This window comes from Mesorhizobium sp. M0960 (assembly GCF_040319055.1).
Classification (GTDB): Bacteria; Pseudomonadota; Alphaproteobacteria; order Rhizobiales; family Rhizobiaceae; genus Mesorhizobium.
In genome coordinates this window covers 162708-182114 of the sequence record NZ_JAMYNN010000007.1, presented here as the reverse complement: position 1 = coordinate 182114, position 19407 = coordinate 162708, and the positions used below count along the sequence as shown (strand labels likewise).

At 62.4% G+C, this 19407-nt stretch carries 18 protein-coding genes; 12 read left to right on the top strand and 6 right to left on the bottom strand.

The genetic code is table 11. The annotated features are described in order from the left end of the window. The first annotated feature begins 78 nt into the window (after window positions 1-78). The 8 genes from dusB to hflX all read left to right on the top strand — a co-directional run bounded on the left by dusB (window position 79) and on the right by hflX (window position 10299). Window positions 79-1104, top strand: coding sequence for a tRNA dihydrouridine synthase DusB (gene dusB, locus NKH63_RS15885; RefSeq protein WP_023717574.1), 1026 nt, complete (start codon window positions 79-81; stop codon window positions 1102-1104). Next, window positions 1101-2243: a two-component system sensor histidine kinase NtrB gene (locus tag NKH63_RS15880; protein WP_352482541.1), complete on the top strand. Its 1143-nt coding sequence runs from the start codon at window positions 1101-1103 to the stop codon at window positions 2241-2243. The genes dusB and NKH63_RS15880 overlap by 4 nt, the downstream gene beginning before the upstream one ends. Next, entirely contained in the window at window positions 2240-3700 is a 1461-nt protein-coding gene (gene ntrC / locus NKH63_RS15875) for a nitrogen regulation protein NR(I) (RefSeq protein ID WP_023717576.1), read from the top strand. Before NKH63_RS15880 ends, ntrC begins: the two co-directional genes overlap by 4 nt. A gap of 127 nt (window positions 3701-3827) precedes the next feature. Then, the gene (locus NKH63_RS15870) at window positions 3828-6113 is read left to right on the top strand and encodes a sensor histidine kinase NtrY-like (protein ID WP_352918095.1); all 2286 of its coding nucleotides are present in this window, start codon (window positions 3828-3830) and stop codon (window positions 6111-6113) included. Beyond that, a complete protein-coding gene (gene ntrX, locus NKH63_RS15865) occupies window positions 6103-7464 on the top strand; it encodes a nitrogen assimilation response regulator NtrX (protein ID WP_352482545.1) in 1362 nt (453 codons plus the stop codon). Before NKH63_RS15870 ends, ntrX begins: the two co-directional genes overlap by 11 nt. 188 nt (window positions 7465-7652) lie before the next feature. Further along, window positions 7653-8516: a D-amino-acid transaminase gene (locus NKH63_RS15860; RefSeq protein WP_352918093.1), complete on the top strand. Its 864-nt coding sequence runs from the start codon at window positions 7653-7655 to the stop codon at window positions 8514-8516. Window positions 8517-8661: 145 nt separating this feature from the next. Next, window positions 8662-8907 carry an RNA chaperone Hfq gene (hfq, locus tag NKH63_RS15855; RefSeq protein ID WP_006202172.1) on the top strand — a complete coding sequence of 82 codons (246 nt, stop codon included), beginning with the start codon at window positions 8662-8664 and terminating at the stop codon, window positions 8905-8907. Next, window positions 8908-10299: a GTPase HflX gene (hflX, locus tag NKH63_RS15850; protein ID WP_023717580.1), complete on the top strand. Its 1392-nt coding sequence runs from the start codon at window positions 8908-8910 to the stop codon at window positions 10297-10299. A 5-nt stretch (window positions 10300-10304) separates the two neighbouring features. Here hflX and mazG read toward each other — a convergent pair whose 3' ends face one another. Further along, window positions 10305-11129: a nucleoside triphosphate pyrophosphohydrolase gene (mazG, locus tag NKH63_RS15845; protein WP_352482546.1), complete on the bottom strand. Its 825-nt coding sequence runs from the start codon at window positions 11127-11129 to the stop codon at window positions 10305-10307. 135 nt (window positions 11130-11264) lie between these two features. After that, on the bottom strand, window positions 11265-12449 hold the full coding sequence (locus NKH63_RS15840) for an amino acid aminotransferase (RefSeq protein WP_352482547.1): 1185 nt from the start codon (window positions 12447-12449) through the stop codon (window positions 11265-11267). 215 nt (window positions 12450-12664) lie between these two features. Between NKH63_RS15840 and NKH63_RS15835 the strand changes: the two genes are divergently transcribed. From NKH63_RS15835 to NKH63_RS15820, 4 genes are read left to right on the top strand one after another with little or no spacing between them, the layout of a single operon-like run. After that, window positions 12665-13198 carry a sigma-70 family RNA polymerase sigma factor gene (locus NKH63_RS15835; protein WP_023717583.1) on the top strand — a complete coding sequence of 178 codons (534 nt, stop codon included), beginning with the start codon at window positions 12665-12667 and terminating at the stop codon, window positions 13196-13198. Then, a complete protein-coding gene (locus NKH63_RS15830; RefSeq protein ID WP_352482549.1) occupies window positions 13195-13968 on the top strand; it encodes an anti-sigma factor family protein in 774 nt (257 codons plus the stop codon). Before NKH63_RS15835 ends, NKH63_RS15830 begins: the two co-directional genes overlap by 4 nt. A 27-nt stretch (window positions 13969-13995) precedes the next feature. Beyond that, a complete protein-coding gene (locus NKH63_RS15825; RefSeq protein ID WP_023717585.1) occupies window positions 13996-14703 on the top strand; it encodes a Bax inhibitor-1/YccA family protein in 708 nt (235 codons plus the stop codon). Between the two features lie 31 nt (window positions 14704-14734). Then, a complete protein-coding gene (locus tag NKH63_RS15820) occupies window positions 14735-15289 on the top strand; it encodes a DUF2076 domain-containing protein (protein ID WP_352482550.1) in 555 nt (184 codons plus the stop codon). A gap of 89 nt (window positions 15290-15378) precedes the next feature. Here NKH63_RS15820 and NKH63_RS15815 read toward each other — a convergent pair whose 3' ends face one another. The 4 genes from NKH63_RS15815 to metG all read right to left on the bottom strand — a co-directional run bounded on the left by NKH63_RS15815 (window position 15379) and on the right by metG (window position 19373). Further along, window positions 15379-15963 (bottom strand): hypothetical protein, encoded by a 585-nt coding sequence (locus NKH63_RS15815; RefSeq protein WP_352482551.1) that lies wholly within the window; start codon window positions 15961-15963, stop codon window positions 15379-15381. 207 nt (window positions 15964-16170) lie between these two features. Then, window positions 16171-16989 carry an MBL fold metallo-hydrolase gene (locus NKH63_RS15810; RefSeq protein WP_352482553.1) on the bottom strand — a complete coding sequence of 273 codons (819 nt, stop codon included), beginning with the start codon at window positions 16987-16989 and terminating at the stop codon, window positions 16171-16173. Window positions 16990-16992: 3 nt separating this feature from the next. Then, window positions 16993-17787 (bottom strand): TatD family hydrolase, encoded by a 795-nt coding sequence (locus NKH63_RS15805; RefSeq protein ID WP_352482554.1) that lies wholly within the window; start codon window positions 17785-17787, stop codon window positions 16993-16995. Next, window positions 17787-19373 (bottom strand): methionine--tRNA ligase, encoded by a 1587-nt coding sequence (gene metG / locus NKH63_RS15800; protein ID WP_352482677.1) that lies wholly within the window; start codon window positions 19371-19373, stop codon window positions 17787-17789. The genes NKH63_RS15805 and metG overlap by 1 nt, the downstream gene beginning before the upstream one ends. Window positions 19374-19407: the final 34 nt, after the last annotated feature.

The following is a 19407-nucleotide window of genomic DNA, read 5'->3' as shown; positions in this document are numbered from 1 at the left end:
TCACGACATTGCGCGTTGCACATTGCCGTCGTTCTGGCTAGAGAATGTGCAGCAATCGAAGGTGCTTGGTTTTTGTGCATGCCTGATGTGACCAAATTGGCTTCGCCGCTGGAGGTGGGTGGCGTGAGAATCCGCAACCGCGTGTTTCTCGCGCCGATGTCGGGCATTACCGACGAACCGTTCCGGCAGCGCGCCCATGCGCATGGCGCCGGGCTGGTTGTATCGGAAATGGTGGCGAGCGGCGAGCTTGCAAAGGGCAGGGCTGGCTCGGGCCTGCGCATCCGTCATTCCGGGCTGCCTGTCCACATGGTCCAGCTTGCCGGCCGCGACGCGGTGCACATGGCCGAGGGCGCACGAATCGCAGCCGGCGAAGGCGCCGACATCATCGACATCAACATGGGCTGTCCGGCCAAGAAGGTGACGGGCGGCTATGCCGGTTCGGCACTGATGCGAGACCTCGACCACGCGCTGTCGCTGATCGAAGCGGTAGTCGGCGCGGTCGACGTGCCGGTCACGGTCAAGATGCGGCTTGGCTGGGACGAGAGCGCGCTCAACGCGCCGATGCTGGCGCGACGCGCCGAGCAGGCCGGCGTCAGGATGGTGACGGTGCACGGCCGCACACGTTGCCAGTTCTATCAGGGCACGGCCGACTGGCGTGCCATCGCACGCGTCAAGCAGGCCGTCTCCATCCCTGTGGTTGCCAATGGCGATGTCGGCTCGCCGGCAGAGGCAGCCTTGATCCTCGACCAGTCCGGCGCCGACGCGGTGATGATCGGCCGTGCGCACTATGGCGCGCCGTGGACTGCCGGCAGCATTGTAGCGGCCGCGCTGGCCGAGCCAGTATCCGGCATGCCGGACAGCCCGCAAGCGCTGACCGACTACGTCATTGCCCATTACGAAGACATGCTGACGCTCTATGGCGCCGAAAGCGGATTGCGCCAGGCGCGCAAGCATCTCGGCTGGTATCTCGACCGCCATGCCGTCACAAGCGATGACTGGCGCAAGGCCATCCTCACGTCTTTCGAGCCTGGGCGGGTCATTGCCTTGCTGCGCGACATGTTTTCAAGCGCTCCCGAAGCGCCGAATCTGCGGAGTGCGGCATGAACGCCACCGTCACACAGAGCACGGACATGGCGGACGCCGCGCATATTGTGCTCAACACAATTCGTCGGCCGGTGATCATGGTCGATCCGCAAGGCTTCATCACCTTCGCCAATGCCGATGCCGAGGATTTTTTCCGCTCGAGCGCCACGATGCTCGCCCGCAACACGCTGCACAAGCTCATTCCTTTCGGCAGTCCGCTGCTGACGCTTGTCGACCAGGTGCGCGAGCGCCGTGCACCGGTGAACGAATACCGGGTGGACGTGTCGTCGCCGCGTCTCGGCATCGAGAAGGTGGTCGACCTCTACGTCGCGCCGGTGACGGAATTTCCAGGCTCCGTCGTGGTGATGTTCCAGGAACGCTCAATGGCCGACAAGATCGACCGGCAGATGACGCATCGCGGTGCGGCGCGCTCGGTCACCGGCCTTGCCGCCATGCTTGCCCATGAGATCAAGAACCCGCTGTCCGGCATTCGTGGCGCCGCGCAGCTGCTTGAGCTGTCGGCGTCCGACGAGGATCGCGCGCTGACGCGTTTGATCACCGACGAGACCGACCGCATTGTCTCGCTGGTCGACCGCATGGAGGTGTTTTCGGACGAGCGGCCGATCGACCGCTACCCCGTCAACATCCATGTCGTGCTCGACCATGTCAAAGCAATCGCCAAGAACGGTTTTGCCAAGCGGATCAAGATATTAGAGGACTATGATCCATCATTGCCTCCGGTTTTTGCCAATCGCGACCAGCTCATCCAGGTGTTCCTCAATCTGGTAAAAAATGCCGCCGAGGCGATCGGCAGCGATCCGCAGGGCGAGATCACGCTGTCGACTGCCTTCCGCCCGGGCATCCGTGTTTCCGTGCCCGGAACGCAGGACCGGGTGTCGCTGCCATTGGAATTCTGCGTGCGCGACAACGGTTCGGGTGTCTCCGAGGATATCCTGCCGATCCTGTTCGATCCCTTCATCACCACCAAGCCGAACGGCTCCGGTCTCGGTCTGGCGCTGGTCGCAAAGATCGTCGGCGAGCATGGCGGCATCATTGAATGCGAATCGACGCCGCGCGGGACCACCTTCCGCATCCTGATGCCGGCGTGGAAAGAAACCCAGTTTGGCACCGACGACGACGGTGAAGGAGACCGCAAATGACCATTCGCGGCAATATTCTCGTCGCCGACGACGATGCGGCCATCCGCACTGTCCTCAACCAAGCGCTTTCGCGCGTCGGTCACGACGTGCGCGTCACCTCCAATGCCTCGACGCTGTGGCGCTGGGTGGCCGCGGGCGAGGGGGATCTGGTCATCACCGACGTTGTCATGCCTGACGAGAACGCCTTCGACATGCTACCGCGCATCAAGAAGGCGCGACCGGAACTGCCGGTCATCGTCATGAGTGCGCAGAACACGTTCATGACGGCGATCCGGGCCTCCGAAACCGGAGCCTATGAATATCTGCCAAAACCGTTCGACCTAACGGAGCTGCTCAACATCGTCAATCGGGCGCTTTCCGAGCCGCGGCGGCCCAAGATCGATACGCGTGCCGACGAGCCGCCTGAAACGATGCCGCTGGTCGGCCGCTCGGCGGCCATGCAGGACATCTACCGCATGCTGGCGCGGATGATGCAGACCGACCTGACGGTGATGATCTCAGGCGAATCGGGTACTGGCAAGGAACTGGTGGCGCGCGCGCTGCATGAATATGGCCGTCGTCGTGGTGGCCCCTTCGTCGCGATCAACATGGCGGCGATCCCGCGCGACCTGATCGAATCGGAACTATTCGGGCACGAGAAGGGCGCCTTTACCGGCGCACAGAGCCGCTCCACTGGCCGTTTCGAGCAGGCCGAAGGCGGCACGCTGTTCCTCGACGAGATCGGCGATATGCCGATGGAAGCGCAGACGCGGCTTCTGCGTGTGTTGCAGCAGGGCGAATACACCACGGTCGGCGGCCGCACGCCGATCAAGACCGACGTGCGCATCGTCGCTGCCACCAACAAGGACCTGCGCACGCTGATCAATCAGGGGCTTTTCCGCGAGGACCTGTTCTACCGCTTGAACGTTGTGCCGCTCAGGCTGCCGGCGCTGCGCGAGCGATCGGAGGACATTCCGGACCTCGTCCGGCACTTCTTCAAGCTCGGCGCCAGTGAAGGCCTGCAGACCAAGCGCATTTCCACCGGCGGCATCGAGCTGATGAAGCGCTACCCATGGCCTGGCAACGTGCGCGAACTCGAAAACCTCATCCGCAGGCTGGCTGCACTGTATTCGCAGGACGAGATATCCGCCGAGATCATCGAGGCGGAGTTGAAGACTGGCGAAAGGCCTGTCGTTCCAGGTGGCGGCAACCTCATTCCCGACGACCTTTCCATCGGCCAGGCGGTGGAGCATTTCCTGCAACGCTATTTTGCCTCGTTTGCCGGCGACTTGCCGCCGGCCGGCCTCTATCAGCGAATCCTCTCCGAGGTCGAGTATCCACTGGTCCTCGCCTCTATGACTGCAACGCGCGGCAACCAGATCAAGGCCGCCGAACTGCTAGGACTCAACCGCAACACGCTGCGCAAGAAGATTCGCGAACTCGGCGTCAACGTCTACAAGTCCTCCAGGCAGGTCTAGACGAACCCCTTACGAGCGCTTTCCAGGGGATCGATCGCCGAAAGATTTCCGTCTCGGCCACACTTGTTGCATAATCGCCACAATGCGTTGCATACATCCGACGCAATCACTGGCTCTAGACGGCGACATGGCTCTGCACGCACCGACACTGAGCAAACCGCTTTTCAGCACTTCCGGCGCGCGAGACGGTCGCCGGCTGCTTGCGCTGCCCGGCGTGGTCGCCATTGCCGGTGCGCTGGTGACAGCGGCGATCTCCTTCGCCATTCTGGTTGGCGCCACGCCGATCACGCCCGACGCGCGGACGACGCTGGCGCTGATCGCGCTTAACGCCGCGTTCGTGCTGTTTCTGATCTTGCTGGTCGGCCGCGAAGTGCATCGCATCCTGATGGCACGCCGGCACGGCAAGGCTGCGTCGCGCCTGCATGTGCGCATCGTGGCGATGTTTGCGCTGGTCGCCGCCATCCCCGCGATCATGGTGGCGATCATCGCGTCGATCACGCTCGACATCGGCCTCGACCGCTGGTTCGAGATCCGCACCAAGACGATCGTCAATTCGTCGTTGTCGATCGCCGACGCCTATGTGCAGGAAAACGCACGAAATCTTCAGGGCACGACGTTGTCGATGGCTTACGACCTCGACGCTTCGCGCACGCTTTACGGCCTCGATCGGACCGGCTTCCTTGACCTCATGAACAAGGAGGCGGTTGGACGCTCCCTGGCACACGCAGCACTCATCAAGCCCGATGGTTCCTTCGTCATGAGCGCCAAGACCGACGCGGACTTTGCCATGCCGGAGCCGCCGGAGGGCGCTGTGGCAAGCGCTGCCAACGGCAAGCCGGTGCTGATCGAGCCGCGCACCCGTAACATCATGGGGGCCATCGTCAAGCTGCGCGAGATCGACGGGCTCTATCTCTACACCATTCGCCTCGTCGATCCCGAGGTGATCAAGGCACGGCAGATCGTCAAATCCAACACCGCAGAATATCGCGGTCTCGAAGACAATCGCCGCACCTCGCAAGTGGCTTTCGCGCTTCCCTATCTGTCGCTGACGCTGATCATTATCCTGTCCGCCATCTGGACCGGCATTGCGGTGGCCGACCGCCTGGTGCGGCCGATTCGTCAGCTCATCGGCGCGGCCGACGAGGTCGCTACCGGCAATCTCGATGTGGCCGTGCCAGTCCGCCCCTCCGACGGCGACGTCGCCTCGCTCGGCGACACCTTCAACAAGATGCTGATGGAGTTGAAATCGCAGCGCAACGAGATCCTGTCGGCCAAGGATCTGATCGACGAGCGGCGGCGCTTTTCGGAGGCTGTGCTTGCCGGCGTCACCGCCGGGGTCATCGGCGTCGATCCATATGGCATCGTCACCATCGTCAACCGTTCGGCCGAAACGATGCTGGCCATATCCGCCACCGCGGCGCTTGGGGAGAACCTTTCCGCCGTGCTACCGCATGTCGGCCGCGTCTTCGAGATCGGCCGCAAGTCGGGCAAGCCGGTCTATCGCGAACAGGTCACCTTCTATCGTGCCGGCACCGAACGGACCTTCAACGTGCAGATCACGATTGAAGCCGGCGACGACGGTTCGGAGGATAAATCCTATGTCGTGACAGTCGACGACATTACCGATCTGGTCCAGGCACAGCGTTCCTCTGCATGGGCCGACGTGGCGCGGCGCATCGCCCACGAGATCAAGAACCCGCTGACGCCGATCCAGCTTTCGGCCGAGCGTATCAAGCGCCGTTACGGCAAGGTCATCACCGAGGACCGTGAGGTTTTCGATCAATGCACCGACACCATCATCCGGCAAGTGGAGGACATCGGCCGCATGGTCGACGAGTTCTCAGCGTTCGCCCGCATGCCGAAACCAGAAATGAAGGCCATCGATCTGCGCGATTCGTTGCGCGAGGCCTCGTTCCTGGTCGAAGTGAGCCGGGCCGACATCACCTTCGAGCGCGTCTTCGGCAATGAGCCGCTCAAAGGCACGTTCGACAGCCGCCTGATGGCGCAGGCTTTCGGCAACGTCATCAAGAATGCTGCCGAAGCTATCGACGGACTTGATGCAGAGGATCGTCCGCACGGCATAATCCGGATTCAAGCCGGGCGTCAGAATGGCGCGATTCGAATCGACGTCATCGACAACGGCAGGGGCTTGCCGCGCGAAAACCGGCAGCGCTTGCTCGAGCCTTACATGACGACACGCGAGAAAGGCACCGGGCTTGGCCTCGCTATCGTCAAGAAGATCGTGGAGGACCATGGCGGGCGACTCGAATTGCACGATGCACCAGCGGAATTCCACGATGGGCGGGGTGCGATGATCAGCATCATCCTGCCGGTTGCCGCCACCGTTCCGATACGCGGCGAAAGCAAGACGGAACACGAAAAAGAAACTGAAAAGGTCGGTAATGGCGTCTGATATTCTCATCGTCGACGACGAGGAAGACATCCGCGAACTCGTCGCCGGTATCCTGAGCGACGAAGGTCACGAAACCCGCACGGCGTTTGACGCCGACAGCGCGCTGGCGGTGGTTGCCGACCGGGCACCCAGGCTGATCTTCCTCGACATCTGGCTGCAGGGTTCGCGGCTCGATGGCCTCGCTTTGCTGGACGAGATCAAGACGATGCACCCGAACCTGCCGGTGGTGATGATCTCGGGCCACGGCAATATCGAAACGGCAGTCTCGGCCATCCGCCGCGGCGCCTATGATTTTATCGAAAAGCCGTTCAAGGCCGACAGGCTGATCCTTATTGCCGAACGGGCGCTTGAAACGTCCAAATTGAGACGCGAGGTTTCGGATCTCAAGCTGCGCAGCGGCGAGACTTTCGACCTCATCGGCATGTCGTCGGCAATGAGCCAATTGCGCCAGACCATCGAGCGCGTCGCGCCGACCAACAGCCGCGTCATGATTATCGGCCCCTCCGGCTCGGGCAAGGAACTGGCGGCGCGCGCCATCCACGCACTGTCGGCGCGCAAGAGTGCACCGTTTGTGACGCTGAGTGCCGCCAACATCACGCCTGAGCGTATGGAGATCGAGTTGTTCGGCACCGAATCGAACGGCGTCGAACGCAAGGTCGGTGCGCTGGAGGAGGCCCATCGCGGCATTCTCTACATCGATGAAGTGGCCGACATGCCGCGTGAGACGCAAAACAAGATCCTGCGCGTGCTGGTCGAACAGCAGTTCGAGCGGGTAGGGGGCACCAAGCGGGTCAAGGTCGACGTACGCATCATCTCGTCGACCTCGCAGAACCTGGAAGCCATGATCGCCGACGGCCGTTTCCGTGAGGACCTTTATCATCGCCTGGCCGTGGTTCCGGTCATGGTGCCGGGACTGGCCGAGCGTCGCGAGGACATTCCTTATCTGGTCGACAATTTCATGAAGCAGATCGCTCGCCAGGCCGGCATCAAGCCGCGCCGCATCGGCGACGACGCGCTGGCGGTGCTGCAGGCGCACAACTGGCCGGGCAACGTTCGGCAGTTGCGCAACAATGTCGAGCGCCTGATGATCCTGGCGCGCGGCGACGATGTCGATGCGCCGATCACCGCCGACCTCCTGCCAGCCGAGATCGGCGACGTCATGCCGCGCACTCCAACCAAGTCCGATCAGCACATAATGGCACTGCCGCTGCGTGAAGCACGCGAACAATTCGAGAAGGACTATCTGATCGCCCAGATCAACCGTTTTGGCGGCAACATCTCGAAGACGGCAGAGTTTATCGGCATGGAACGCTCTGCACTGCACCGCAAGCTGAAGTCGCTGGGCGTCTGAGAGCCAAACCAGCCGTGGCCCACGCAATTACCGGTTACGGCGGTCGTGGAATCGCATAAGAGCACTGCAGCGCCGCGCGTCTTTGGGACGCACAAAGGAGGCTGTAGCATTTTGATTTTTGCGCATGATCCTTTCCGAAATCGATTCCGATTTTCGGGCTCATGCGCTGACTTCTCCAGGGGTTATCCATGCCGCGCATTGCCTATGTGAACGGACGCTATGTCGCTCACGCCGAAGCTTCCGTGCACATCGAGGACCGTGGCTATCAATTCGCCGACGGCGTCTACGAGGTCTGCGAGGTGGCGCGGGGCTTCATCGTCGACATGCCGCGCCATCTCGCCCGATTGAACCGCTCGCTCACCGAACTCTCGATCGACTGGCCGATCACGCGCGGCGTGCTGCCGCTCGTCATGGGCGAGGTGGTGCGCCGCAACCATGTCGTCGACGGCCTGGTCTATGTCCAGGTGACACGCGGTGTCGCCAGCCGTGAGTTTTTCTTCCCGCCGGCGGGCACGAAGCCGTCGCTGGTGGTGACCGCCAAAAAAGCCGATCCTGCAGCTGCCGCGAAGCGGGCCGAGAGCGGGATCCGGGTTATCACGGTGCCGGAGAACCGGTGGGATCGGGTCGATATCAAGTCGGTCGGCCTGTTGCCGAACGTGCTGGCCAAACAGAAAGCCAAGGAAGCAGGCGCCCAGGAGGCGTGGTTCGTCGATGTTGACGGCACCGTCAAGGAAGGTGGATCGTCGAACGCCTGGATCATCACCAGGGGCGGCGTGCTGGTGACGCGGCCGGCCGAGCATGGCATCCTGCGCGGTATCACCCGCACGACACTGTTCGATGTCGCCGCCAAGCTCGGCCTGAAGATCGAGGAGCGCGGCTTTTCGGTTGCCGAGGCCAAGGCCGCGCGCGAGGTTTTCATCAGCTCCGCGACCACGATCGCCATGCCGGTGGTGGCAATCGATGGCGCTCCCGTCGCCAACGGCCACCCGGGCTCGATAACAGTTTCACTACGGCGGGCCTTTTTTGACGTTGCGGAAAAAAGTCCAGCCTGATAACCGCACAGATGGAATGAACATCAATATATCTCGTTCTGCTTGTCGTTACTGACGGCAAGATGGTGTTTGCGTGCTTGACATGTGCCAGCTAATTTGGCGCATTGGCTTGCAAACCGAAGGGGATCGGCGAAAGACAAGAACAATGGCGGAACGATCGCAAAATCTTCAGGACCTGTTCCTGAATTCAGTTCGCAAGAGCAAAAACCCACTCACCATCTTTCTCATCAACGGCGTGAAGCTGACCGGCGTGGTCACTTCGTTCGACAATTTCTGCGTTCTGCTGCGTCGCGACGGCCATTCCCAGCTCGTCTACAAGCACGCCATTTCCACGATCATGCCGAGCCAGCCGGTTCAGATGTTCGATGGTGAGGAAAGCCAGGGCGCCTGATTGGCACGTGAGAAAGACGCGGACCGCAGCGTTCGCGGAAAACCAGCACATCAGACCGGGACAGAGGCCAACGGTCCGACCCGGGCGGTGGTCATCGTGCCGGTGCTTACCCGGCAGCCGCGTGGCAACGACGACACCAATCGCCCGCGCCTGACCCGTTCCGCCGAGGCCCGTCGCGACGAGGCGGTCGGCCTCGCCAGCGCCATCGACCTTGACCTGGTCCACACGGCAGTGGTGACCGTCAACGATCCACGCCCGGCGACGTTGCTCGGCAGCGGCAAGGTCGCGGAGTTCGCCGAGATCGTCAAAGAGGGGCACGCGGAAGTGGTCATTGTCGATCATCCGCTGACACCGGTACAGCAGCGCAATCTCGAAAAAGAGTTGAACGCCAAGGTGCTCGACCGCACCGGGCTGATCCTGGAGATTTTCGGCGAGCGCGCCCGCACCAAGGAAGGCACGCTGCAGGTCGACCTTGCCCATCTCAACTACCAGAAGGGCCGCCTTGTGCGGAGCTGGACCCACCTTGAGCGCCAGCGCGGCGGCGCCGGCTTTCTCGGCGGCCCTGGCGAGACGCAGATCGAGTCGGATCGGCGTGTGTTGCAGGACAAGATCACCAAGCTGAAGCATGAGCTCGAAACGGTGCGCCGCACCCGCGACCTGCACCGCGCCAAGCGCAAGAAGGTGCCGTTTCCGGTGGTGGCGATCGTCGGCTACACCAATGCCGGCAAGTCGACGCTGTTCAACCGGCTGACCGGAGCAGGGGTGCTGGCGGAAGACATGCTGTTTGCCACGCTCGACCCGACGCTGCGCCGCGTGCGCCTGCGGCACGGAACGCCGGTCATCCTTTCCGATACGGTCGGCTTCATTTCCGACCTGCCAACGCATCTGGTCGCGGCCTTCAGGGCGACACTGGAGGAAGTGGTCGAGGCAGACCTCGTCATTCATCTGCGCGATATCTCCGACCCCGATACGGCCGCACAGGCCGAAGATGTCGAGCGCATCCTTGCCGATCTCGGCGTTGATGCCCGCGATAGCAAGCGCGTCATCGAAGTGTGGAACAAGATCGACCGGCTCGACGAGGGCAACCGCGCGCGGCTGCTTGCCGATGGTGCTGACGGCAGGAAGGCGCCGCCTATCGCCATATCGGCGGTTACCGGCGAAGGCATCGATGCGCTGAAGGCGATCATCGAGACGATGATGTCGGGCGAACTGGAGACGTTCACGGTCACGCTCAAGGCCGACCAACTCGGCGTCGTCGACTGGCTTTACCGCAACGGCGACATCGTCTCGCGTGATGACAATGAGGATGGCAGCGTGACCATCGCGCTCAAGGCCACACACAGTGCTCGACAAGAGATAGAAAGCCGATTGCGACGTCAAAACAATGGGTAGGGCGTTTATTTCGCGCTTTTTGCCTGCTGCCAGAGCGCTTCCATCTCGTCCAGCGTCGCCTCTTCGAGGTTGTTTCCCGACGCTTGCAGCGCCTGCTCGACATGGTGGAAGCGCGACCGGAATTTTTCGTTGGTGCCGCTGAGTGCCGCTTCGGAATCGATTTTGAGGTGCCGGCCGAGATTGACGATCGCAAACAGCATGTCGCCGAACTCGTCCTTGATCGGTGCGCTGTCGCCTTTGGCCAGCGCTTCGCGTAATTCGCCGATCTCCTCCTCGATCTTTTCGAGGATCGGTGCCGCCTCGCTCCAGTCGAAGCCGACGCGGGCGGCCTTTTCCTGCAGTTTGAGGGCCCGGGTCAGCGCGGCCAGGGCGACCGGCACGCTGTCGAGAAAGCCCTTGCCATGGTCCTCGGGGTCGAGCCCTCGGACGAGGCGGGCGCTGCGCTTCTCCGCTTTTTCCTCCGCTTTGATCTTTTCCCACATGCCCTTCGCCATGCCGGCGCTGCGCGCCTTTTCGTCGCCGAAAACATGCGGGTGGCGGCGGATCATTTTTGTGGTGATGGCCTCGACCACATCGCCGAATGAGAATTCGCCGGCCTCCTCGGCCATTTGCGCGTGGTAGACCACTTGCAACAGGAGATCGCCGAGTTCATCGCGCAGATCGTCCAGGTCGCCCCGCGCGATGGCGTCCGCCACTTCGTAGGCTTCCTCTACCGTGTATGGCGCGATTGTCGAAAAGTCCTGCTCGATATCCCACGGGCAGCCGGTTTCCGGCGCCCGCAGCGCTGCCATGATCTCGATCAGCCGGGAAATGTCTTTCGAGGGTTTCATCTGGGAAACGCTATCCTGTACACGGCTGTGCGGCCAACGGCTTCAGCCGGTGAGGGCGCCTTGTCCACAGATCGGCGGCCAGACCATGATCGTGGAAGCCGGTTTTCGGAAAAGATCATGGTCAAGCAAAAAGTATCAGTCGAACACGGAGACAATCGCCTTGGCGAGCGCGTCCATGCCGTCCTCGGGCAGGCCGGCAACGTTGATGCGGCTGTCGCCGACCATGTAGATGCCATGCTCGGCGCGCAGCCGCTCGACTTGCGCTTCCGACAGGCCAAGCCGGGAAAACATGCCGCGATGGCTGGCGACGAAATCGAAACGGTCGGAGTTGGACTGCCGCCGCAGCGCTTCGGCGAACTGGACGCGCAGCCGCAGCATGCGCAGGCGCATCTCTTCAAGCTCTGCTTCCCAGTCGGCCCGCAACGTAGCGTCCTCGAGCACCATGCGCACCGCAGCCGCGCCATGGTCCGGCGGCATCGAATACATGGCGCGCGCCGCCGACAGCATCTGGCCCATCGCCATATCCGCCTGCGCACCGTCTTTCGCCATGATCAGCGCTGCACCAACGCGGTCGCGATAGACGGCAAAGTTCTTCGAGCAGCTCGAGGCAACGACCATTTCCGGAACTTTCGCCGCCAGCAGGCGCAAGCCGGCGGCATCCGCATCAAGCCCCTCGCCAAAGCCTTGATAGGCGATGTCGACAAAGGGCAGCAGACCACGCTCAACGACGAGATCGGCAACGGCAGCCCATTGCGAGATGTCTAGATTGGCGCCCGTCGGGTTATGGCAACAGCCATGCAACAGCACGACGTCGCCGGGATTCGCGGTTCTCAACGCATCCAGCATGTCGTCGAAGCGAACCGCACCAGAAGCAACGTCGAAATAGGGGTACTCGCGTATCTGCAGGCCAGCGGCGCGCATCACCGGCATGTGGTTCGGCCATGTCGGATCCGATAGCCAGACCGTCGCGTCGGCGCGGGTCCTTTTCAGCAGCTCTGCCACCAGCCGCAGCGCGCCGGAGCCGCCGGGCGCCTGTGCCGCACGAATGCGCGTCATGTCGGCGGTTGGGCCGAACACCAACCTAGCCATTGCCGCGTTGAAGGCGGTATCGCCGGCAAGGCCGAGATAGGTCTTGGTGTCCTGGCCTCGCAGCAGCCGCTTTTCGGCTTCGCGCACCGCGCGCATCACCGGCGTCTTGCCGTCGCGATCCTTATAGACGCCGACCCCAAGATCGACCTTGTCGGGACGCGGGTCGGCGCGATAGAGCCCGATCAAGGCAAGGATCTTGTCGGCGGGCGCGGGCTGGAGATTTTCGAACATCGATAAGGTTCCGTTGGCGGCGGAGTGATACGCAAACCGGCCGTGCTTTGCCAGCGGTTTCATATGCGCCAACTCGGCGCCGGTTTGCCTCGAGGGCGGCCGATACTATCTGCCGGGCGAGGGCAGGCCCGAGATCTCCCAGGACGAGAGCGCGGCGAGCCGAAAAAATTCGGGGAGAGCGGGATTAAAACCCCGACCTGCTCCGTAAACAGGACATGAAACGGCCGATGCCACGCTTCGATATTCTGGGACAGCTCGGTTCGCTGCGCCGCTACGCACGCTCGCTGACGCGCGACAGCGCCGATGCAGAGGATCTGGTGCATGATGCGCTGGTGCGTGCCTATGAGCGACGCGGCAGCTTCCGCTCAGGCGGAAATCTTCGCGTATGGCTGCTGTCAATCGTCCACAATGCGTTCATCGACGGCTTGCGATCCCGCAAATCCGAAGCGGTGCGCATCGAACAGGCCGGCCATCTCACCGAGGCCAGCGTCCAGGCTCCGCAGGAACATTCCGTCCGGCTGGCACAGGTGCGCGACGCTTTTTTCACATTGCCGGAAGAGCAACGTTGCGCGCTGCATCTCGTCGCCATCGAGGGGCTTAGCTACAGCGAGGCGGCCGAGGTTAGCGGCGTGCCGCTTGGCACACTGATGTCGCGCATCGGCAGGGCGCGTGCGGCACTCCGCGAGATGGAGGACGCGGCACCGGCACGCACGAAAAGCCATCTGAAGATCGTCGGAGGTGGATCATGAACCAACTGCGCGATCCCGTCACCGACACCGATCTCGACGCCTATGTCGACGATCAGCTGGACGTTGCTCGTCGCATCGAGGTCGAGGCGTTCCTTTCGGCTCGCCCGGAAGCGGCCGCGCGGGTGATGACTGATCTGAGGACGCGTGACGAGCTGCGCGTGGCGCTTGCCGGATCGAAAGGCATGGCGCGGCCGGCGACGGCTGATGCGGCACGGCGGCTGGAGGGGGGGTTAGCGCGCGGCCGTGTCCTTGGTGCTTTGCAGCGCGCGGCGGCTGTCGCTGTTTTCGTCGCCGCCGGCTGGCTTGCGAACGGGCTCATCGGACCGATATCGGTGACGGAAGTCGTCGCTTCGACCCATCCGCCCGCCTATGTGGAGGACGCAGTCCGGGCGCATCGGACGACGCTCGTGCGCGAGGCGATGTCGTCACAACTCGAGGCGCCCGGCTACAATGCCGACGAAATCCGCGCCGCCACGGCGATCGTCATGCCATCGCTGCCAACGGACTGGACGGTCCGTGACGTGCAGATCTACCCATCGCAGTTCGGCCCGAGCGTCGAGATGGCTGTCGAGACAAAAGAGATGGGGCTGCTCTCGCTGTTCGCCATCCGGCCCGGAACATTCGACGTCGTCAAGCCGACTGTCGTTCCGTCGGGCGAGGTTTCCTCGGCCTATTTCCAGATCGGCGAGGTCGCCTACGCAGTCGTCGCACGTAGCGATGTCCGCGGCCTCGATCGCACGGCCGAAGCGCTCGCCAAAACACTCTACTGATCGACTACCTCTAAGAAGGAGAACCAAATGAACAATCTGGGATACATTGGGACCAGAGCCCGAGCCGGAGCCGTCTACGACGAAGGCCTGCGCCGGCACATGCTGCGCGTCTATAACTACATGGGCCTTGGCCTCGTCGTTACGGGCGTGATCGCCCTCGTGGTGGCCTCCACGCCCGCCCTTTACGTGCCGATCTTCTCCACCCCGCTGAAATGGGTGGTGATGCTGGCGCCGCTGGCCTTTGTGCTGCTGTTCTCGTTCCGTATGCAGACGATGTCGGCGGCCGGGGCCCAGGCAATGTTCTGGGCGTTCTGCGCGGTCATGGGTCTGTCGCTGGCTTCCGTGTTCCTGGTCTTTACCGGCACCAGCATCGCCCGCACCTTCTTCATCGCCGCCACCATGTTCGGCGCCACCAGCCTTTATGGCTATACGACCAGTCGCGACCTGACGCAGTTCTCGTCCTTCCTGATCATGGGCCTGATCGGCGTGGTGATCGCCAGCATCGTCAATATCTTCCTGGGTTCGACAGCGCTGCAGTTTGCGATCTCGGTGATCGGCATCGCCGTCTTCGTCGGGCTCACGGCCTGGGACACGCAGACGATCAAGGAGCAGTACGCCGAAAACTTCGGCGCCGAAACACAGCAAAAGCTCGCCGTTTTTGGTGCATTCTCGCTCTATCTGAACTTCGTCAACATCTTCCAGCTGTTGCTGAACTTCACCGGCGAGCGCGAATAGCCGCGTCGGACCGAGACCGGAATAGTACATCATGGACAGAAACGACCAGCAGGCGATCGGACAGCTCTTCGAGAAGCTCGCAAATGTCGAGCGCCAGGCGCCGCCGCGCGATGCCGAAGCGGAACGCTTGATCCAGGACCAGATCACCCAGCAGCCTGGGGCGCCATACTACATGGCACAGACGATCGTGGTGCAGGAGCAGGCCCTGAACGCAGCGCAGGCGCGCATCGAAGAGCTGGAGGAGCAGGCGCGGCAGCCTGCCGGCGGTGGACCGCTCAGTGGCTTCTTCGGCCGCAGCGGCGGCAGGCGCTCAGGCTCGGTTCCGCGGGTAGGGCGCACCGCCTCTGCTGCCGCGGAGGAGCCACAAGACCAGTCACAGCGGGCCGGCGGCGGGTTCCTTGCCGGCGCCGCGCAGACCGCGATGGGGGTGGCAGGCGGCGTGCTGCTCGGCAATGCGATCGCCGGCATGTTTGGCGGCAGCGAAGCGCAGGCAGCCGAACGGCCGGCACCGCAGCCGGACGAAGCCGACCAGGCAGACGATGCCAGCTCCGATAATGGCGGTGACTTCGGGGATATGGAATTCTGACGAGCGACCCAGCCTGTGCCGGCGCTCGTGACGATTGCCGGTCACCGGGTAGGCGGGGCAGCATCCGGCAAGTGAGCCCTCGCCGGCGGCTAATAGCCCAAGCGCTTCAATTCAGCCTTGACCGCCCTGATCGTCTTGAAACGGAAACGCTTCGTCGTGCCGTCGCGCCATCCGCAGTCGCAGGTGGCGTCGAACTTTTGGCTCACTTTCAATTGCGTCAGCGCCTTCTGGCCCGGTTTGGGGGCGTCGAAGATGCGAACTTCGTAGAGCGTCCCCGAAACGTCGTAGTGCGAAACAGGCCAGGCAAGTATGACAGTCAGTTCCTTTGCCGGATCGTGATCGGCGTTGACGAAGCCGAGCGCTGTAATCTCTGGCGTGCCGCCTTCGTGTTCGCCAAGCGTGACCTGGATTGTACGGTACCCGTCGGGTTGCTGCTGTAGTGCGACGAGTGGGCGTTCCGGATATTCCTCAGTGGTCTGGTAATCGACGAACAGTGTCTGGAGGCCGTTCCAGGTCACGGCTGTGGTGTGCGGATCAGCGTTGTCCGCGAACCCAACCACACGTTTCGCGAAAGCCAGGTCATTCTCGCCTGGCGCACGATCAAAGTCCTGCGCTCGCGCGTCAGTGAATGCGCAGGCGAGGGTGAGGGCAAGACTTGCAAGCAGTGTGTTCATGATTCGCAACCCTAGCACGCCGTTGCCCCACAAATGCTGTCTCGCTGCCAACGGACGCTACAGGCTTCAGTGGACGCTACAGGCTTCAGTCGCATAAGATAGATTATGGAACTGACATGGCCGATAGGACGTGGCGAAGATAGCATAAGCGAGCCGCTGGGCGGTTTGGAGCGAACTCTGTAACCCAGCTATGAAAACCTTGGTCCTTTACGCTGATTTGTAAGGGATTTCGATCGTCATGCCGTCATAGGCAGGCTCGACGTTGGCCGGCGTCTCGGCCATTACCGTGGCGTAGTCGAGCGGCACATGCATATGCGTCAGCACCGCGTTCTTCGGCGCCAGTCTTTCGATCCAGCCGAGCGCCTGGCCAAGCGACAGATGGCTCGGATGGAAGGTGTATTGCAGCGCGTCGATGACCAGCATGTCCAGCCCGCGCATACGCTCGGCTGTCGCTCCCGGAAAGTCGCTGATGTCAGGGCAATAAGCGAGATTGCCGATACGAAAACCCAGCGAGATGATGTCGCCGTGGATTTGCGGCAGCGGTTCGAGGGTGAGGGCGCCGCCCTCGCCTTCGATCACCACCGGCCTGTTGTGGTCGATGATATGGGCGTTGACGATCGGCGGATACGAACTGCCTTTCGGTGTTTCGAAACAGTAGCGGAACGCTTCCCTCAGCCGCAGCATGGTAACCTGATCGGCATGGATGTCGATCAGGTGGCGCTGCTCGAGCACGAAGCCGCGCAAATCGTCGATGCCGTGGATGTGGTCGGCATGCGGATGCGTATAGACGACCGCATCGATGCGCCTGACCGATGCCAGCAGCATCTGCTCGCGAAAATCCGGGCCGGTGTCGATGACGACCGTGGTCCTGGCGCCATTCGCCGCGATCCGCTCGACGAGCGCTGCGGTGCGCATGCGCCGGTTCTTTGGGTTGGTCGGATCACAATTGCCCCAGTCGCCGGTGATGCGTGGCGTGCCCGGCGATGAGCCGCAGCCGAGGACGGTAAGCCGCAACCGATCGCTCATGCGTCAAGCGCCCGGCGCGCTCGGGCGCGGCATTTTCCTGAACAACCGGAAGAAATTGTCGGTGGTGATAGCAGCGATCTCGGCCTCGCTGACGCCGATCGTGTCGGCCAGCACCTTGGCTGTATGCGCGACATAGGCAGGCTCGTTGCGCTTGCCGCGAAACGGGATCGGCGCAAGGTATGGCGCGTCGGTTTCGACCAGCAGACGGTCGCGCGGCACATCGGCGGCGACGGCGCGCAGCTCGGCGGAGTTCTTGAAAGTCAGGATGCCGGAAAACGAAACGTAGCCGCCGAGCGCCACGCCGATCTCGGCCAGCCGGCGCCCCGATGAAAAACAGTGCAAGATGAAGGGGAAGGCGCCCTTCCCTGTTTCTTCTTCGAGGATATCAGCCATGTTGTCGTCGGCGTCGCGTGAATGGATAACCAGCGGCAGACCGGTCTCACGAGCCGCGGCGATGTGGGTGCGAAAGCCCTGCGCCTGTGCATCGCGCGGCGCATGATCGTAGAAATAATCGAGCCCGGCCTCGCCGATCGCCACCACCTTGTGCTGATCGGACAGCCGCACCAGATCCTCGACAGTCACATCAAGCTCTTCGGCCGCATTGTGCGGATGGGTACCGACCGAGCAATAGACCTCATCGAAAGTCTCCGCAATCTCAAGCACTTGTTGAAACCGCTTCACCCGCGTCGAGATCGTCACCATGCGGCCGACACCGGCCGCAAGGGCGCGGGCGACGATGGCCGCCCGCTCCTCGGCGAAATCCGGAAAGTCGAGATGGCAGTGACTGTCGACCAGCATCAGGCGCTTGTATCCGTTTGCTCGACATAGCGTGGAAATACCGGTTCCGGCGCCGGCAGTGCCGTGCCGGATACCAGCGCGTGAGCCTCGGCGACATTCGCGAAATCGCGGCTGTCCGCCGGCACCGCCAAAAGGTCGAGCAGCTTTGCCGCCGACTCCGGAATGAAGGGCTGGCACAGCAGCCCGACACGCCGGATTACTTCAGCCGTCGTCCAAAGCACCGTTTCCATGCGTGCCGGATCGGTCTTCTTCAGCGCCCATGGCTCCTGGCCGGCGAAATAGCGGTTGGCTTCCGCCACCACGCCAAAGATCGCCGCCAGCGCCAGATGGATGCCCTGGTCGGCCATCGTCCTGCGCGCCGTGACAAGGGCGGCATTGGCCTGATCGAGGATCGCCTTGTCGGCATTGCTCAATTCGCCGCGCTTAGGCACCACGCCGCCGCAGTTCTTGGCGATCATCGACAGCGAGCGCTGCGCCAGATTGCCGAGATCGTTGGCAAGATCGGCATTGGTGCGGTTGACGATGGCATCGTGACTGTAGCTGCCGTCCTGGCCAAACGGCACTTCGCGCATGAAGAAATAGCGCACCTGGTCAAGGCCGTAGTGCTCGATCATCGCGAACGGATCGACGACATTGCCGACCGACTTCGACATTTTCTCGCCACGGTTGAACAGAAAACCATGCGCGAACACGCGCTTCGGCAATTCGATGCCCGCCGACATCAGGAATGCCGGCCAGTAGACCGCGTGGAAGCGGATGATGTCCTTGCCGATGACGTGGGCGTTTGCCGGCCAGAAAGACCATCTCTCATTGGCCGGATCCGGATAGCCGGCGGCGGTGATGTAGTTGGTTAGTGCATCGACCCAGACATACATCACATGCTTCTCATCGCCGGGCACCGGCACGCCCCATTTGAATGTGGTGCGCGAGATCGACAGATCCTTCAGGCCGGATTTGACAAAGCTGATGATTTCGTTGCGCCGCTCCGCCGGTCCGACGAATTCGGGGCTGTTCTCGTAGAGCGCAAGCAGTCTGTCCTGATAGGCGGAAAGGCGGAAGAAATAGCTCTCTTCCTCGGTCCATTCGACGGGCGAGCCGAGTGGTTCGCGGCGCACGCCGTCGTCACCGACCTTGGTTTCGGCCTCGTCGAAATAGGCTTCCTGGCGCACCGAATACCAGCCGCTGTAGCGGTCGAGGTAGATGTCGCCATTCTCAGCCATGCGCGTCCAGATCGCCTGGCAGGCCTTGTAATGACGCTCCTCGGTGGTGCGGATGAAAACGTCGTTCGAGCAACCGGTCGCTTCGAGCATCGAGCGGAAGATCGCCGAGTTGCGATCGGCAAGCGCTTTCGGCGCTAAGCCTTCGGCGTCCGCCGTCTGCTGCATCTTCAAACCGTGCTCGTCGGTTCCCGAGACGAAGAAGACGTCCTTGCCGTCGAGCCGCTGGAAGCGGGCCAGCGTGTCGCTGGCGATGACATTGTAGGCATGGCCGATATGCGGCTTGCCGTTCGGATAGAAAATCGGCGTCGTGACGTAGTATTTTTCGCGTGCCATGGATGAGCCGTCATGAATGTCTGAATGAAAGATGTCGCGGTGAGATATCGCATCGAAACGGCAATTG

Coding starts and splice junctions, on each gene's coding strand:
- dusB (WP_023717574.1), top strand. CDS start 79: ATGCCTGATGTGACCAAATTGGCTTCGCCGCTGGAGGTGGGTGGCGTG.
- NKH63_RS15880 (WP_352482541.1), top strand. CDS start 1,101: ATGAACGCCACCGTCACACAGAGCACGGACATGGCGGACGCCGCGCAT.
- ntrC (WP_023717576.1), top strand. CDS start 2,240: ATGACCATTCGCGGCAATATTCTCGTCGCCGACGACGATGCGGCCATC.
- NKH63_RS15870 (WP_352918095.1), top strand. CDS start 3,828: ATGGCTCTGCACGCACCGACACTGAGCAAACCGCTTTTCAGCACTTCC.
- ntrX (WP_352482545.1), top strand. CDS start 6,103: ATGGCGTCTGATATTCTCATCGTCGACGACGAGGAAGACATCCGCGAA.
- NKH63_RS15860 (WP_352918093.1), top strand. CDS start 7,653: ATGCCGCGCATTGCCTATGTGAACGGACGCTATGTCGCTCACGCCGAA.
- hfq (WP_006202172.1), top strand. CDS start 8,662: ATGGCGGAACGATCGCAAAATCTTCAGGACCTGTTCCTGAATTCAGTT.
- mazG (WP_352482546.1), bottom strand. CDS start 11,129: ATGAAACCCTCGAAAGACATTTCCCGGCTGATCGAGATCATGGCAGCG.
- NKH63_RS15840 (WP_352482547.1), bottom strand. CDS start 12,449: ATGTTCGAAAATCTCCAGCCCGCGCCCGCCGACAAGATCCTTGCCTTG.
- NKH63_RS15835 (WP_023717583.1), top strand. CDS start 12,665: ATGAAACGGCCGATGCCACGCTTCGATATTCTGGGACAGCTCGGTTCG.
- NKH63_RS15830 (WP_352482549.1), top strand. CDS start 13,195: ATGAACCAACTGCGCGATCCCGTCACCGACACCGATCTCGACGCCTAT.
- NKH63_RS15825 (WP_023717585.1), top strand. CDS start 13,996: ATGAACAATCTGGGATACATTGGGACCAGAGCCCGAGCCGGAGCCGTC.
- NKH63_RS15820 (WP_352482550.1), top strand. CDS start 14,735: ATGGACAGAAACGACCAGCAGGCGATCGGACAGCTCTTCGAGAAGCTC.
- NKH63_RS15815 (WP_352482551.1), bottom strand. CDS start 15,963: ATGAACACACTGCTTGCAAGTCTTGCCCTCACCCTCGCCTGCGCATTC.
- NKH63_RS15810 (WP_352482553.1), bottom strand. CDS start 16,989: ATGAGCGATCGGTTGCGGCTTACCGTCCTCGGCTGCGGCTCATCGCCG.
- NKH63_RS15805 (WP_352482554.1), bottom strand. CDS start 17,787: ATGCTGGTCGACAGTCACTGCCATCTCGACTTTCCGGATTTCGCCGAG.